This window comes from Furfurilactobacillus milii, from assembly GCF_021654115.1.
Lineage (GTDB): Bacteria > Bacillota > Bacilli > Lactobacillales > Lactobacillaceae > Furfurilactobacillus > Furfurilactobacillus milii.
Genome location: NZ_JAIWJF010000006.1, coordinates 33,963 through 47,989, shown reverse-complemented (window position 1 = coordinate 47,989; position 14,027 = coordinate 33,963). Strand labels below are relative to the sequence as shown.

21 protein-coding genes and 1 other annotated feature are annotated in these 14,027 nt (G+C 42.9%); of the genes, 1 reads left to right on the top strand and 20 read right to left on the bottom strand.

The genetic code is table 11. From position 1 onward, the window contains the following. From xseA to LDK34_RS08335, 11 genes are all read right to left on the bottom strand, one after another. Positions 1 to 1,347 (bottom strand): exodeoxyribonuclease VII large subunit, encoded by a 1,347-nt coding sequence (xseA, locus tag LDK34_RS08380; protein WP_178942601.1) that lies wholly within the window; start codon positions 1,345 to 1,347, stop codon positions 1 to 3. Next, the gene (folD, locus tag LDK34_RS08375) at positions 1,348 to 2,214 is read right to left on the bottom strand and encodes a bifunctional methylenetetrahydrofolate dehydrogenase/methenyltetrahydrofolate cyclohydrolase FolD (protein WP_178942602.1); all 867 of its coding nucleotides are present in this window, start codon (positions 2,212 to 2,214) and stop codon (positions 1,348 to 1,350) included. A 186-nt stretch (positions 2,215 to 2,400) separates the two neighbouring features. Then, positions 2,401 to 2,832 (bottom strand): transcription antitermination factor NusB, encoded by a 432-nt coding sequence (gene nusB / locus LDK34_RS08370; RefSeq protein WP_017261762.1) that lies wholly within the window; start codon positions 2,830 to 2,832, stop codon positions 2,401 to 2,403. Then, positions 2,832 to 3,299 (bottom strand): Asp23/Gls24 family envelope stress response protein, encoded by a 468-nt coding sequence (locus LDK34_RS08365; RefSeq protein WP_236941711.1) that lies wholly within the window; start codon positions 3,297 to 3,299, stop codon positions 2,832 to 2,834. Before LDK34_RS08365 ends, nusB begins: the two co-directional genes overlap by 1 nt. A gap of 18 nt (positions 3,300 to 3,317) precedes the next feature. Continuing rightward, complete coding sequence (efp, locus tag LDK34_RS08360; protein WP_017261760.1) at positions 3,318 to 3,878, bottom strand: elongation factor P; 561 nt, start codon at positions 3,876 to 3,878, stop codon at positions 3,318 to 3,320. A 124-nt stretch (positions 3,879 to 4,002) separates the two neighbouring features. Continuing rightward, complete coding sequence (locus LDK34_RS08355; protein ID WP_236941710.1) at positions 4,003 to 5,076, bottom strand: M24 family metallopeptidase; 1,074 nt, start codon at positions 5,074 to 5,076, stop codon at positions 4,003 to 4,005. An 81-nt stretch (positions 5,077 to 5,157) separates the two neighbouring features. After that, positions 5,158 to 5,454 (bottom strand): 50S ribosomal protein L27, encoded by a 297-nt coding sequence (gene rpmA, locus LDK34_RS08350; protein ID WP_017261758.1) that lies wholly within the window; start codon positions 5,452 to 5,454, stop codon positions 5,158 to 5,160. Between the two features lie 15 nt (positions 5,455 to 5,469). Beyond that, complete coding sequence (locus tag LDK34_RS08345) at positions 5,470 to 5,799, bottom strand: ribosomal-processing cysteine protease Prp (RefSeq protein WP_161003274.1); 330 nt, start codon at positions 5,797 to 5,799, stop codon at positions 5,470 to 5,472. Between the two features lie 27 nt (positions 5,800 to 5,826). Then, positions 5,827 to 6,168 (bottom strand): 50S ribosomal protein L21, encoded by a 342-nt coding sequence (gene rplU / locus LDK34_RS08340; protein WP_017261756.1) that lies wholly within the window; start codon positions 6,166 to 6,168, stop codon positions 5,827 to 5,829. A 16-nt stretch (positions 6,169 to 6,184) separates the two neighbouring features. After that, positions 6,185 to 6,270, bottom strand: a sequence feature (ribosomal protein L21 leader region). 173 nt (positions 6,271 to 6,443) lie between these two features. Further along, positions 6,444 to 6,572: a hypothetical protein gene (locus LDK34_RS12615; protein WP_017261755.1), complete on the bottom strand. Its 129-nt coding sequence runs from the start codon at positions 6,570 to 6,572 to the stop codon at positions 6,444 to 6,446. Between the two features lie 124 nt (positions 6,573 to 6,696). Further along, positions 6,697 to 7,206, bottom strand: coding sequence for an LptM family lipoprotein (locus tag LDK34_RS08335; protein WP_236941709.1), 510 nt, complete (start codon positions 7,204 to 7,206; stop codon positions 6,697 to 6,699). 537 nt (positions 7,207 to 7,743) lie between these two features. On the opposite strand from LDK34_RS08335, the gene LDK34_RS08330 reads away from it, so the two are divergent. Continuing rightward, positions 7,744 to 8,064 carry an acetyl-CoA carboxylase gene (locus tag LDK34_RS08330; protein ID WP_236941708.1) on the top strand — a complete coding sequence of 107 codons (321 nt, stop codon included), beginning with the start codon at positions 7,744 to 7,746 and terminating at the stop codon, positions 8,062 to 8,064. A 115-nt stretch (positions 8,065 to 8,179) separates the two neighbouring features. Here the strand turns inward: LDK34_RS08330 and LDK34_RS08325 are convergent, their stop codons facing one another. The 9 genes from LDK34_RS08325 to LDK34_RS08285 form a co-directional block, all read right to left on the bottom strand. Further along, positions 8,180 to 8,593 carry an MAG6450 family protein gene (locus LDK34_RS08325; protein ID WP_236941707.1) on the bottom strand — a complete coding sequence of 138 codons (414 nt, stop codon included), beginning with the start codon at positions 8,591 to 8,593 and terminating at the stop codon, positions 8,180 to 8,182. Next, positions 8,593 to 9,048: a Panacea domain-containing protein gene (locus LDK34_RS08320; RefSeq protein WP_236941706.1), complete on the bottom strand. Its 456-nt coding sequence runs from the start codon at positions 9,046 to 9,048 to the stop codon at positions 8,593 to 8,595. The genes LDK34_RS08325 and LDK34_RS08320 overlap by 1 nt, the downstream gene beginning before the upstream one ends. Positions 9,049 to 9,332: 284 nt before the next feature. Then, on the bottom strand, positions 9,333 to 10,601 hold the full coding sequence (locus LDK34_RS08315; protein WP_236941705.1) for a GH25 family lysozyme: 1,269 nt from the start codon (positions 10,599 to 10,601) through the stop codon (positions 9,333 to 9,335). Beyond that, on the bottom strand, positions 10,582 to 11,133 hold the full coding sequence (locus LDK34_RS08310; RefSeq protein ID WP_057810717.1) for a phage holin, LLH family: 552 nt from the start codon (positions 11,131 to 11,133) through the stop codon (positions 10,582 to 10,584). Before LDK34_RS08310 ends, LDK34_RS08315 begins: the two co-directional genes overlap by 20 nt. Then, positions 11,123 to 11,473 (bottom strand): hypothetical protein, encoded by a 351-nt coding sequence (locus LDK34_RS08305; RefSeq protein WP_057810719.1) that lies wholly within the window; start codon positions 11,471 to 11,473, stop codon positions 11,123 to 11,125. The genes LDK34_RS08310 and LDK34_RS08305 overlap by 11 nt, the downstream gene beginning before the upstream one ends. Next, positions 11,466 to 11,909: a hypothetical protein gene (locus LDK34_RS08300; protein ID WP_236941704.1), complete on the bottom strand. Its 444-nt coding sequence runs from the start codon at positions 11,907 to 11,909 to the stop codon at positions 11,466 to 11,468. The genes LDK34_RS08305 and LDK34_RS08300 overlap by 8 nt, the downstream gene beginning before the upstream one ends. A gap of 445 nt (positions 11,910 to 12,354) precedes the next feature. Beyond that, positions 12,355 to 12,489 carry an XkdX family protein gene (locus LDK34_RS08295; protein ID WP_178943130.1) on the bottom strand — a complete coding sequence of 45 codons (135 nt, stop codon included), beginning with the start codon at positions 12,487 to 12,489 and terminating at the stop codon, positions 12,355 to 12,357. Then, positions 12,489 to 12,869: a hypothetical protein gene (locus LDK34_RS08290; RefSeq protein ID WP_236941703.1), complete on the bottom strand. Its 381-nt coding sequence runs from the start codon at positions 12,867 to 12,869 to the stop codon at positions 12,489 to 12,491. The genes LDK34_RS08295 and LDK34_RS08290 overlap by 1 nt, the downstream gene beginning before the upstream one ends. A gap of 11 nt (positions 12,870 to 12,880) precedes the next feature. Further along, complete coding sequence (locus tag LDK34_RS08285; RefSeq protein WP_236941702.1) at positions 12,881 to 13,999, bottom strand: BppU family phage baseplate upper protein; 1,119 nt, start codon at positions 13,997 to 13,999, stop codon at positions 12,881 to 12,883. Between the last annotated feature and the right edge of the window lie 28 nt (positions 14,000 to 14,027).

Below are 14,027 nucleotides of genomic sequence, written 5' to 3'. Positions count from 1 at the left end.
TTAGTCTTTCTCCTTATCCACACTATTTATTGTGGCCGCTGCTTGACCATCTGCTAAGTGTAACGTAACGGCCTGCTTTTCAGACAGCTGATCAACTGTTTTAACAACTTGACCTTCAACCGTTACATAACTATATCCGCGCGTCATAATTTTTAGTGGACTCAATAAATCCAATTGATTAATCAGAGCATGTAACTGCGTTTTTTTCGTTCTGATCATGTTAACACTTACGCTCAGAAGCTCGTGGTTTAACGCATCTGCCTGTTGACGACCGTTTTTCACACGGGCCGTTAATAAATGCGCGCTCAAGCGGGCCCGAACGGTTGCCACCTGCTGTTGTTTAGCATTCAATAACTGTCGTTGATCATTAATTAACTGATCGGTAAGTTGTGCCACACGCTGCGTATAACCTTCGTACAGACGCTGTGGTTGCGTGAATACGTAAGATTGGCGAACTTGTTCCAACCGCTGACGATCTAACTGGATTTGGCTAGTCATCGCTTGAAATAATCGACCTTGTAATTGTGAAATGGCCAACAATGTTTCTGACAGCACAGGTGTAGCTAACTCAGCAGCCGCAGTAGGCGTGGCCGCTCGCACATCCGCCACTAAATCGGCAATTGTCGTGTCCGTTTCATGACCCACTGACGAGATGACGGGAATTTCGCTAGCCGCAATTGCGCGCGCCACACGCTCCTCATTAAATGGCCACAAATCTTCTATAGAACCACCACCACGACCAATAATCAGGGTGTCAAATGTGCCAAGTTCATTCACCTGTTGAATGCGCTGGACAATATCATCAGCCGCTGCATCACCTTGAACTAGTGCTGGAAATAACACTAGCTGGGCAATGGGATAACGTCGACGGGTAGTTGTAATAATATCACGAATAACAGCCCCAGATGGACTCGTGATAACCGCAATTCGTTTTGGGTACTTAACCAATGGCCGTTGACGACGCTCGAACAAACCCTCACTAGCTAGCTTACGCTTTAATTGCTCATAAGCTTGATACAAGGCACCGACACCATCTGGTTCCATCCGCTCAACATAAATTTGATAACTACCGGATGGCTCGTACAACGAAATCCGGCCAGTCACAAGAACTTTCATACCTTCTTCAGGTTGAAATTTCACCTTTGCAAAGGCAGATTTAAACATAATTGCGTTAATTTTGGCATGGTCATCTTTCAAACTGAAATACTGATGGGCATTTGGTCGCGGACGAAAATTGGAAATTTCTCCTGTTAGATACACACGACCAAGGTAAGGATCAGCATCAAATTTTCGTTTAAGGTAACGTGTCAACGTTGTAACGGATAGATAATCTTCACGATCTGTCATTTAATCCACCACTTGTCCGGTTTGCCATGCTGCTAACTGAATCGTTTGTTGCATTAACGTCGCAATCGTCATCGGACCAACGCCACCAGGTACAGGTGTCAAATAACCAGCAACGTCCTCAACATCCTTTGCAACATCACCAGTGAGTTGACCATTTTCGTCACGATTCATGCCCACATCAATGACGACAGCGCCTGGCTTAATCATTTCACGAGTGATTAAATCAGCCTGTCCAACCGCCACAATGACAATATCCGCAGAACGGGTTAGCCCCGCTAAATCTGTCGTATGCCGATGAGCCAATGTTACCGTCGCATTAGCGTTATTAAGCAACGCTAATAATGGTTTGCCAACTAATCGGCTACGCCCAACCATCACGACGCGTTTACCTGGTAGTGAAATCTGATACTGAGAAAGTAGCGTCATGATACCCTTCGGCGTGCACGCAACAGGAAAGTTCTCACCAACTTGAGCAAACAATTGACCCAAGTTTTCGGGATGCAGACCGTCAACATCTTTGCGTGGATCAATCGCCATCACCACTGCTTCCTCATCAAGATGGCTAGGCAATGGTGATTGTACCAAGATCGCATGAATTTGCGGATCCTCATTGTAGCGCTGGACTAGGGCAATGACCTCGGCTTGTGAGGCATCGGCCGGCAAATGCTTCACAACAGAATTAAACTGCAACTTGGCAGCCTTGCGTTCCTTATTTCGAACGTAAATGGCACTAGCAGGATCATCTCCCACCATAATGACAGCTAATCCCGGAATGACACCTTTTTGCGTCAACTTCCGTGTTTTCTCAGCAGACTGCGCATTTATTTTTTTAGCGGTCGCACGACCATCAATTTTTATTGCTGTCATAAAACTGCCCCTAACTTTTTAAATTCACACTTTTATTCGTTCATACTGAATAATTTTAACACATTCACTGTGTGTTTTAGATACTCATTACATACGCATTTTCATTGAGAAATTAGCGAAGTTGCAAAAAAAAGATGCCATTAATTCAGACCTCATGGTCCCAATTAATGACATCGTTATTCAACTTTATTCCGCAGAAGAAGCATCTGCTTTATCAAAAAGCTTTGATAAAACCCCGTTAATGAATCGTCGTGAATTGTCATCAGAAAATTCTTTTGCCAACTCCAAGGCTTCATTAAGAGCGACACGTGTGGGAACTTCAGCAGAGTACTCCATCTCATACAGACCCAATCTTAAAATAATTAAATCAGGATTGGCTAATCGAGAAATGGACCACTTGTTTGCTAACAACGGACTAATCTGTTCGTCAAGTTCAGCTTCCTTTTCAGTCACACCATTTACCAATGTGACTAAATACTCAGGCACCACAGTGGGTTGATCTGATTGACTCGGAATTAATTGACGATACAGATCTTCCACATTTGCATCTGCATTCATATGTTTTGCAAACAACACTTGAAATGCAATTTTTCTAATCTGATGTCTATTTAAGCTCACTACAAGTCACCATCTTTGCTGGTCGTTTGTTCGTCGTCGCCAGTGGCAGCGGCGCGGTCACCAAAAATGTCATCTGGATCAATATCAGAATCATTTTTTTCCGGAACGATACCAACAATGTGAACATTAACCTCACCCATTGGCAATTCCGTCATCAAAGTAACTTGTTGTTTGACCTTATCCTGCATTTCCAAGGCTACCTTAGGCACATTAACACCATAGTCTAGGTAGACAAAGACGTCAGCAGAAATCTCGCCATCATTAACGCTCAGCTTGACACCCTTGCTGTGTTCAGTACGGCCAAACAACTCCGAAACATTATTCGCAATCGTACCACGCATCCGGTTAACACCGTCTACTTGGCTAGCCGCAACACCAACGATAATCTCCAGAACATCCGATGCAATTTCAATGCTACCTAGTGCATCAGCTGGTTGATTTAAGGTAATGTTATTGACTTCAGGCATAATGGCCTCCAATCCAAACTAAGCTCTTGAAACGTAAGAACCGTCTTGTGTGTTGATAATCAATTTATCATCTGCATTCACGAAGAATGGCACTTGAACAACTAAACCAGTTTCCATTGTTGCTGGCTTTGAGCCACCAGTAGCAGTATCGCCACGAATGCCGGGTTCAGTTTCCTTAACCGTTAAAGTAACCGTGTTTGGTACTTCAACACCCAAGATTTCGTTACCAAATGAGGTTACGCTAACTTCCATGTTTTCCAACAGGTACTTAGCAGCATTTTTCATCTGTTCGTTTGGAATTGAAACTTGGTCATAAGTTTCAGTGTTCATGAAGACGTAGTTCGAACCATCGTTGTACAAATATTGCATGGTAGCTTGGCTGATTTCAGCCAATTCCATCTTTGCACCGGCACGGAAAGTCTTTTCTTGAACGGCACCTGTCCGTAAGTTCTTCAACTTTGAACGCACAAAGGCGCCACCCTTACCGGGCTTAACATGCTGAAATTCAACGATCCGCCAAATAGCGTGATCAACTTCAATCGTCAGACCATTTTTAAAGTCTGCAGTAGAGATTGACATAATTGTTCCTCCTAAAGGCATATTGGGCACACAAAACGCCCAAATATGACACTTGTTAAAATTCATTCTTGTTCAGTATACAGTAACGCATCCCGTCGTTGCAATAGTTGGCAATTTTAAACGACTACAAAATCTTTAAGTCCTTAGAGGAGGTTGTTAACACCTCAGCACCATTTTCCGTCACCAGAACATCATCTTCCAACCTGACGCCACCAAGGTTTGGCAGATAAATCCCTGGTTCAACAGTGATTATCTGGTTAGCTTGAATGGCATAAGGAATTCTTGGTCCGTAAACTTGAGGTTCTTCATGAATATTCAAACCAATGCCATGTCCCATGCCGTGATTAAACTCGGCGCCATATCCGGCCGCCTTAATCAAATCACGACCTGCAGCATCCAATTGAGCGCCGGTTGCGCCAGGCTTGATTGCATCAATAACTGCCTGGTTAGCCGTCTTAGTTAGATTATAAATATCCACTAACTCGGGATCTGGTTGCCCTAACGCAAATGTGCGAGTGATGTCAGACGTATAGTCGTCGAAGTAGAAGCCAAAATCAACAGTGACCAATTCGCCCTTAGCGAGTTTCTTTGTCGTAGCTGACCCGTGCGGTTCTGCAGAACGATAGCCACTGGCAACAATTGTATCAAACGAAGGCCCGGTCGAACCATGCGCGCGCATCCAAGCATCCAACTTATTGGCCACTTCAATTTCTGTCATGCCAACGTGAACATTCGGCAACAGCGCATCATAACCTTCACATGACAACCGAATCGCACGACGTAACTTAGCAATCTCGTCGGCATCTTTAATTTCTCGCAAATGATCAACCACTGCATGTAGTCCAACAAAATCAGCGGCAAGTTGCTCATCTAACATAGACCAAATAACGTATGGTAATGTGTCTTCAAACCCAATCACACTAAGATTTTGGTCTGCAGCTAGCTTAACAACTGTTCCATAATAGTCACGCGTAATCATTAATGTGATTTGTGGATCTAATTCAGCCTTCATTTCGGTTTCATACCGAGCATCGGTAATCATAAAAGACTGATCGCCAGTAATTAATAAACATCCGTCACCACCAACATTAGCAAAACCTGTTAAATAGTGTAGATTAAACTCATCCGTGACCAAAAAAGCATCTAAATGTAATTGATCCAAAATACCTTGAACCTTAGCAATCCGTTTTTGTCCCATGCTATCGCTCCTCATCACTAATTAAATCAAACAAAAAACGGCCACAATGCCTTAACATTATGCCCGTTTATTGATCGATTGTTATTCTGCTGCTTCAGCGGCAGGGTAAACGGACACCTGACGGCGATCCTTACCTTTACGTTCAAACTTAACAACACCATCTGTCAAAGCAAACAGTGTGTCATCACCACCACGACCAACATTCATACCTGGCAGAATGTGAGTTCCGCGTTGACGGTAGATTATGGAACCAGCGTTGATCTTTTGACCGTCGGCACGTTTAGTACCTAAACGACGACCAGCAGAGTCACGACCGTTGGCAGTAGATCCGCCTCCCTTATGGTGAGCGAAAAATTGTAAGTTCATATCCAATAACATGTGGTTACACCTCCATTAGTTAATGTGACCATCACTAATCGTAACGAATTGAGTGTATTTCTGTGCAACTTGCGTCATGCCTAAAATAAATGTGGCTAAAATTGTTTCAACTGCTTGATTGCGATCATTGATAACCACTTCCAAGAAGCCACCATTGTCATCATCTGATGAAACTGTCGGGTGGACCCCAGCAATTTCATCCAATGCGTTAACAGTGGTAATCGCCAGCACAGAGGCTGCCGCACAAACAATATCTTCACCATAATCACCAGCACCTGCATGGCCAGTCATAACAAACCGAACCGGTTGGCGCTTAGCATTTCTCGAAATATCAACTTTAATCATAATAGCTTAGCGTGGTTTCGTAGTTGTTTACTTGTCTGCGTCAGCGCTCTTTGATGAAGTTGCGCCAGCAATTTCATCAATCATGACACGCGTATAGGGTTGACGGTGACCTGTCTTAGTGTGTTGGTTCTTCTTAGGCTTGTACTTGAAAGTAACAACTTTCTTTTCCTTGCCTTGCTTTTCAACAGTTCCAGTAACTGAAGCACCATCAACATATGGTGTTCCGATCTTAATGGAACGGCTAGCAACTAACACAACTTCGTCAAAGGTAACTTTGTCGCCTTCCTTTGCATCAAGCTTTTCAACAAAGATAGGTGAACCCTTTTCAACCTTGTATTGCTTACCACCAGTTTTAATAATTGCGTACACGTTGTGCACCTCCTTAAAAGTTTCTTAGACTCGCCAAAGATAAGCGTTTCACTGCCTAAACAGAGAAAACTTAAAACTTATTTTGCGCGGTTGCAGTGTGGGAAGTCCACAAATACAACAGTAAGAGTTTACCAGAGAAGACCCGGTGCGTCAAATGCTTCAAGTCCTTTTTCTGGCAAAACATCTCAGCCGTTTTTAATTGTAACAAAAAACGCAGTGGAAACACACTGGTTTCACACTACATTAAGGAGCTAATAGTCGATTTTTCAAACAAACTAATGCTGACGATGATCTGGTTGAGCGGTTGTACGGTTAGTTGACAGATGCGATGCTGACGAACGACCCATCAATTCCCACACGCCACTTCCGATCAAAACAATGGATAAAATCAATACGGCAACCATCTAAAAACCTCCCTTAACTTGATTAAGTAACTGTTTCCAGTTTATCAATCACAGATGCTCATATTCAATTTTTAAGCCTTCTTAAGAGATTTATGTCATCTTTTACCAAATCGTTAATAAACGGTTACTCCTGTGTACCGATTTTATAGAGTTCTGTGTCCGCGTTGGTGTCTTTTCGCATCTGTGTTTCAATCTTGCTACGTTGTTGAACTGAGTTACCGATTGAAAATGAGGCTAAGTCGAACACAATACGGAAATTAGCATGAAATTGAGATGCAACCTCATCGTCAAAATTGTATTGCTTGCTAACCGCTGCTTTGACAATGCCCTTCACACCTGTTGCACCATCCCCTAGAGCAACCCCTAATTGGTTTTTCTGTGCTTCACTAAGTCCAGGGCGCAACTCCTGATTCAGCTTGTCAGCAGCCTTATACACAGTATCGACGCTTTTATCATCATCATACCGAAATTTTTGTAGCGCCGTTACCAATGTTTTGATGTCGTCATTTTCCGATTGAACCCGTTCATACTTTTTCTCCGAAACCTGAACGCCTGCATAACTTTTCTGACCACAAGCCGCTAGTGTAATCAATAACCCCAAAACGGCAAATGTTGCCACAATCTTCTTCCACATGTGAACACTCCTCAATAAGCGAACTTCAAACTAGACTTATTGTACCAAAAAAGACGCCTTGACCGGAACTCAGCGACTTATTTTTAAAGTTCCTTTAGAGCTCAAAATAGAAATTAAGAAAAATGCTGACCTATGTCCCAGAAATTAAAAACAATTGTTTTCTTGAATACGAGGCCAAAATAAAAAAGAATTGCTGTTGGGAGCAATCCCTGTTTGTACTTTAGCCAAATTTATCAGCTTATTTTAAAACGAAAAACTATACTTATACATTCGCCGCTTATCAGCTGGCAATAAACCGATGATACAAAAATGCAACAGGTGGGCACACAACCGTACTCCAAACACCTTGATACTGGCGAATTCAAGGCATATGAAATGTGAAAAGTCACGAACTGGTCACGAAAATAAAAAAGACAGGTCGACATACATAGCGATAAAACGGCGAACTTGATAATTAAGTTCGTCATTTTTATTCTTGAATGTCAGAACATCCGTTCGTATAATTAACCCATCAATATTAAAAAAGGAAGTAATCAAATGAATAATGAAGCAGACCTTATTCTGGAAAGAATTGAACCGTTATTCAAGCGTTTACCACATACACAATACAGAATTAACATCGTTGATAATATCTACGACAAGGAATATAACTTCTTCTTTATTACACTGCCAAAAGGAAAGCGTCAGCACTCTATTCCTTTACACAGTATTAAGGTTCATGATCTGGGATATCTTGAAGAAGTTGTTAATGCTATCCAGAATAAGATTCAATTAACTATCGAATACACTGGCTTTACAGGTCAAGTTTGGCCGGAGTCACAACGAGAGATTCAAAAGAAGCGCAGATGGGACGAATAGCGACGCATCGTAACGTTCGTTCGTTACCAACTTTATCCGTCTATTGAATGAACATGTGCTCTCTGAGCGCACAAAAATAGGCCCTAACCTCCGATAATGGAAGTTAGGGCTCATTTCAATATTTGAATTTATGATGAGGATCTATTCTGCAAATTACAAAATATGAGTCATCGTTGTAATACCCATGAATTCTGAAATCACGAGAACCATTATCAAAATGCATCATTTTCCTAGTCTCACCGTAAAATTCTTCTTCATTTTTTGGCCCATGTGGCCCATCAGTTCTTAAAAACAAATCTTCCGCTTGCGTAATGGTTAACTCTCTTCCAACTGTCTTTATAAGAAACTGAGAGAATGCCTTGGCATCAGTTGTTCTTAGATTTTTAAAGCCATAACTTGAATCGAGCGTGCCCTCAATCGAAAGTTTGAATTTAACACTACTATGATCTTTGTCTGTTAACTTGCTTACGATTCCAGTAGTCGGAGCCTGGTCTTTATCAGTTAACTTTTTGAGACTCTTGTGTGACATTAGTCACCATTGTAGATTGATGCATAATAACGTTCCATATCCCCATCAGAGATAGGTGTACTGCATCGATCACCATCTTTTAACCCACCACGGGCTCTAATCCAAGGTGTTTCAGTATGTGTTAATGCTTCTAATTCATTGGCCGACTTATCTCCATACGTAACCCATACTGCTTCTAACAAATCGTTTAAATCCTGATTATCTATCCCAGGTGCCGTTTCTTCTTTATCTATTTTATTCCAACCATAAGCATGGTATTCACGCCATAATTCCGGTGAAACTGGACCATGAGCCCAAGCCTCAAAATGTGTATCAGAAATAACGGATCTATGAAGTAAAGCCCATCCCCAGGCTTCGAAGTAGTAAGCAAGTTTTTGAAGTTTCTTGGGCGTCATAGAATCCTGTGATAACATCCAATTTGCAACTGTATCAATTGTTAAGCTGTCATTGTTCACTCTAATAGCCTCCCATGTGTAAATTACCTACGCCTACAGTGTACCGTATAATTAACGATACCAATAGTATTTTTTATTTGAATACTTAGAATTGTTTCACACACTAATCCTATATCAATCGACTTTATATTTTTTATTACTTTCATTTGCCATTTACAAATAAGTATTGGCACATGTTATATAGAAATGTTTCACAGGAGATAATAAAGATATACCAATTTAAAAAAGGCGCTCACTCCAATTACGGAATGAGCGCCTAAATTATAAGCAAAACTATTATTCAGTTATTTCATTTTTCCATTGTCATCAAGCTCATATTGCTTACCGTCAATGGTTTGCGTACCGGTTTGCATCACACCATTGTCGTCCATGTGATACCACGTTGGCTGTGACGCCCAACCAGTTGCCATTGATCCATCGTTGTTTAACAAGTACCACTGATTCTGATACTGCAGCCAGCCAGTAACCATATGACCGTCGGTTGGGTCAAGATAGTACCACTTGCCATCAACGGCTTGCCAATTACTCAACAAATGACCTTGATCATCAAACAGATACCACTTATCACTAACTTGGTACCATCCAGTGGCCATGACACCATGGCTGTCTAGGAAGTACCAGTTGCCGTTGATCAATTGCCACCAAGACAGCATAGCACCAGATGAAGGGTCGCTGTAATACCAGTTACCATCAATGCTAAGCCAACCAGCTTGCAACTGCCCTTGGTCGTTCAGGTAGTACCAGTGACCGTTAACGAATTGCCAGCCTGTCAACATCTGACCCTGATGGCCGTCAATGCTACTATCCAGTAGATACCAGGAACCATTGATTAGCTGCCAACCAATCTGCATCCAACCATTACTATCAAAGTAGAACCATTGGCCGTCAATCTGTGACCATCCTGTAGGGTATGAACCGTCAGCGTTTTGATACCACCAGCCTCGTGATCCATTAACCCACTTACCTGTTGTCTGTGTCTGACCAGAAGTAAGTAGACCGCTAAAGTCATACGAAGCGTCAACTGATATGCCACCGAAGTTATCTGTGTACTGCCACGCTTCGGCATCATCAACGCCGGGTTGCGATGTGCCATAAGAAGCCGGCCAGATATGCTTAGCGGTCAGCTGGCTCTTCACTAAACGGCCTTCTTTAAACCACGAAGCGGGGCCATACGTCCAGTTGATGTCAGCTCCATAACCAGCGTCGATCATCTGTTGTGTGAACAGATTAACCGCAAACATTGGATTCCAAATCAGTGAAGGATCTTCAACGTCATTCAAGATATTGATAGGATCACCACTAATTCCCATAGATTTGATGTTGGCAATCAACCACTGTGCTTCATTCGGTTGGCCGGTAAAGTAATGGTAGACGTGCACCCGCAAACCAGCTGCCTGTGCATTGTTGTATTGGTTAACGAACTTAGGATTAACGTACCAGTTGCCTTGCGTCAATTTGATGATTACGGCTTTAGAACCCTTGGCTGCTAATTCTTGAAAAAATGCCAAGTCGTCGCGTTGAAAAACGGCTACATCATTGAACAGATTGGCCATTAGTTGTCGCCCCACTTTCAGGTGCATTCGAAGTTAATGGACTAGCTGTCGATGATGGTGCAGTCGCTCCCATTGTCGGATTCAGACCAGTTGGCGCACTAGTCGCAACACTATCAGCGCTTTGAGCAGCTGACAATTGTGCAGCTGCAGAAGCTGATTGCCGTTCGTAGGCTGACTGGGCATTGGCAAGTGCCGGCGCATTTGTTTGTGCAAAGCCTTGAAATGACCGTTCAACCGTGTCAGCAATTCTTTGTGTATCAACGTTGATACCCTTAGCCAGTAATGCAGAGTTAACTCGCTTAACAGCTTCGGCTTTCTTGTCAGCACCAGTAGCAGCCAGATTGACTGATAGGCCACGTACAGCGGTGTCTGCTAGAGTAATCAACAACTCCTCAACTTGTTTGGCCTTAGAAGCATTTTGCGTCGCAATCCACTGATGGACTGCTGGTGACAGCAAGCCAAAATAAAACCATGAAAAAAGCCCAGTGACTACACCGAGCGTCAATAAATCATTCCAAAAATTACTGTTCATTATTATTTCTCTCCTTTAGGTATGCAATGCCAACAGAGGCGTCACCACCAATGCGTTTGACCTCGTCGACCATTTCACGAATGACGGCAGTAGCCTTGACCAAGTTTTCATTTGATTGTTTCGTTTGAGCAGTCGCATCACTAAGTCTTTCAGTTGCTTCAGTCAGTTTTGCATTTATGGCAAGGTTCTGTTCAATCGCCTTACTTAATTGTTCTGCCATGTCTGGGTATGATTCGATGTTGGCCACTTTAACGTTGCTCTTGTTCACTAGCCATTGAGCACCAATCGTTGCAATTGCGGTTACAACAGCAGTAATCAGCGCAATAGTAATTTCATTCACGCTTATCACCGCCGTTTACCAATTTAATTTCATTTTCTAACATCTTGCCATGAAACGTTGGCTTGATGTAATTCACAAATATTCTGATGCAGACAATGACGCTGATACCAGTCATCCAACCTAACATACCCGTGTGAAGGTCATGCCAAACGAAAGCCACAGCAAACAGTGTCCACACGAATTGAAGGCTGCCAGCCATAATTTGGCGAGCGTAGAATCTGTGCAAATCCCAGATACCGACAATCAGTGCGAAAATTCCAATTGCCGTTAGAATCATCGGTACCCACGGATCATCTAGGTGGCCGAACATGCTGTCAATCCACAGATGATCATGTGCTGCAAAAGAGTTTTGAAAGTATTCTAGGTACCAGGCCATCCACAAGGTTTCGGTGCCTTGTTCAACCCAAAAATGATTCTTGAAAAATCTGACTAGCACATGGCCTCACCTCTCTCTAATTTTGGGTAAAATAAAAAGCACTTATTGAATGCTTAAATCGTTATAAATTAAATATTTTTTCCGTATCCGTATCAGGTGGCATCGTACTTTCAGTCGAGTGTATATCATAGACTTCCTTGAGTCTATTCAGTGCGCCTTGAATGCTAGCCTTGTCTAGCTTTGTCAAAACGCGAAGGCCCTGTGCGATTGACACAATACCCATTAACACCATGTCATTGACATTGGATGCCAGTCTCAATTCAACGGTAAATTCGTTTATACGGTTCAGGACACCCATTTGTTCTATTATCAGCACAAATTCACTAAAAGAGCAAAGAGAATATAACTAACGAAGCAGCTAAAAAAGAGACGGTAAACACTGATCCAACCACAAGGTATTCCTTTTCTGTAATCATTACTTCATCTCCCTATTTCGGACTTCAACCTACGCCACGTAGTCAATATTAGTAATCTGTTTAAATTCATCAGCCGTGATTGCGCCACGTTGTACTTGCTGTTTCAAGCCGTCCGTGTCGATGGTGTGCCAAGAATTAAATGCAAAATTGAATACAATAAACATTATTTGCTACCTCCTGTTATTGGTGCTGTCTGCGCCAATGCTGTAACCGACTGTTGTAATTGGCCTAGCTGCTGTTTGAGCTGAGCATTTTCCACAGCCAGTGCCGTTAGGCCTTTTTGTTCGTCAGTCGGTTCAGGTGGCGTTGGTTCAACATAATCAGGTTGCTGCTTTTGCCATGCCTCGTGTTCCTCTTGCGTTACACCGGTAACGTGACCATTAGCAACTGTAACTGGTTCATACGGTGAATTTGCCGGTGTTTCCAGTGTTTCATAGGCTTGGCAAACGTAATCCTGCGGAACAAGTTTTGACCGCAAGTGACCATGATTGTCAGCAAAATACATCGGTACTTGTGGAACTTTTTGAGTTTGTGCGTTATCCATATTTGACCTCCTTAGTTGACGTACAGCATGGTGCTGTTAACACCGATGTTCTTGCCGCCATTTGCCGTAATGACCAACTGTGCAGACGGATTAATGCTAGCCCCAAACGCAGCCGCTGAACCGTTGGCAACACCCCAGATTGGAACAGCAAAGTAGTTGTTGTTAGTCACATCACCGACCCAATCAAGTGGCATGGCCACAACGGGGATGTCACCATTCGAGCCATCTGGCAACCAGCAGGCGAGCGAGATGAAAATTAGATGCACGCCCATAAAGGTAATTTTGCGCATCCAAAAGCCATTTGTGCCTTTCCATGCGTAAGCACCATTCAACCAAGCTGTCGCGTCATGCGTCCAACCGGTGTCACTGAACGTCTTGTAAAAGTCGATGAGCTGCTGCATGTCGAACCCGTTAATGTGAATCGTGCCAACGGCATCCAAAATCTTAGCAGTCAATAGACCTTCAAACTGATTATGACCTGTCCACGTTTGGTCGCGAGACAGAACACCAACCATATTGTCAGCAATCTTTTTAACGAGGTCTTTTACGTCAGCGTCTGTAATATCGGCTGATTGCTTAGTAGTTGCGAGTGCCGTCAACAGTGGACCAATTCGGTTACTGACCAGGTCAATCATTTGGTCGACCTTCTGCATATACGTTTGAGCCTCGGGATTACTCAACATGGCAGAATCCTGTTCAGTCTCATAGACGATTGGCACTGAACTAACTACGGTACCATTCTCGTCAATCATGCGCAGATACATATTCTTACTCAGACCAACTGCTGCATACGCTTGTGTTGGCACACTGATGTTCAGAAAACCAGACTGAGGATCTTGTGCGTTCCAGTCATCACCGAACTCAAGCGTGTTGTCCTCAGCATCTTTACCGACAATTTGTGGATATAGAGCACCGTAATTATATGGAATAACGTTGTTCGCATTATTGCCATCGCTCTTGACTAACTGAAGGTTCACCGGCCGATGATTATCCCCTTGCCGACCGTTCAGTTGCTTGATGGCCACTTCTTGATCAGATCCGTTCAGGTTAAGATTGACCTGCTCATAGATTCCGTTCCAAGCAGCATCCACGACATTTTTTTGATTAGTCGGATCAATTTTTGGAATCATTTGTTTCCTCCTTTTCTCCATAAAAAAT

Excerpts from the sequence above, each read along its gene's own strand:
- LDK34_RS08290 (WP_236941703.1), bottom strand. The coding sequence starts at position 12,869 with ATGGATAACGCACAAACTCAAAAAGTTCCACAAGTACCGATGTATTTT.
- LDK34_RS08355 (WP_236941710.1), bottom strand. The coding sequence starts at position 5,076 with ATGGGACAAAAACGGATTGCTAAGGTTCAAGGTATTTTGGATCAATTA.
- LDK34_RS08365 (WP_236941711.1), bottom strand. The coding sequence starts at position 3,299 with ATGCCTGAAGTCAATAACATTACCTTAAATCAACCAGCTGATGCACTA.
- LDK34_RS08310 (WP_057810717.1), bottom strand. The coding sequence starts at position 11,133 with ATGAACAGTAATTTTTGGAATGATTTATTGACGCTCGGTGTAGTCACT.
- folD (WP_178942602.1), bottom strand. The coding sequence starts at position 2,214 with ATGACAGCAATAAAAATTGATGGTCGTGCGACCGCTAAAAAAATAAAT.
- efp (WP_017261760.1), bottom strand. The coding sequence starts at position 3,878 with ATGTCAATCTCTACTGCAGACTTTAAAAATGGTCTGACGATTGAAGTT.
- LDK34_RS08330 (WP_236941708.1), top strand. The coding sequence starts at position 7,744 with ATGAATAATGAAGCAGACCTTATTCTGGAAAGAATTGAACCGTTATTC.
- LDK34_RS08335 (WP_236941709.1), bottom strand. The coding sequence starts at position 7,206 with ATGTGGAAGAAGATTGTGGCAACATTTGCCGTTTTGGGGTTATTGATT.
- LDK34_RS08325 (WP_236941707.1), bottom strand. The coding sequence starts at position 8,593 with ATGTCACACAAGAGTCTCAAAAAGTTAACTGATAAAGACCAGGCTCCG.
- rpmA (WP_017261758.1), bottom strand. The coding sequence starts at position 5,454 with ATGTTATTGGATATGAACTTACAATTTTTCGCTCACCATAAGGGAGGC.
- xseA (WP_178942601.1), bottom strand. The coding sequence starts at position 1,347 with ATGACAGATCGTGAAGATTATCTATCCGTTACAACGTTGACACGTTAC.
- LDK34_RS08285 (WP_236941702.1), bottom strand. The coding sequence starts at position 13,999 with ATGATTCCAAAAATTGATCCGACTAATCAAAAAAATGTCGTGGATGCT.
- LDK34_RS12615 (WP_017261755.1), bottom strand. The coding sequence starts at position 6,572 with ATGGTTGCCGTATTGATTTTATCCATTGTTTTGATCGGAAGTGGCGTG.
- LDK34_RS08315 (WP_236941705.1), bottom strand. The coding sequence starts at position 10,601 with ATGGCCAATCTGTTCAATGATGTAGCCGTTTTTCAACGCGACGACTTG.
- LDK34_RS08295 (WP_178943130.1), bottom strand. The coding sequence starts at position 12,489 with ATGTTTATTGTATTCAATTTTGCATTTAATTCTTGGCACACCATCGAC.
- LDK34_RS08345 (WP_161003274.1), bottom strand. The coding sequence starts at position 5,799 with ATGATTAAAGTTGATATTTCGAGAAATGCTAAGCGCCAACCGGTTCGG.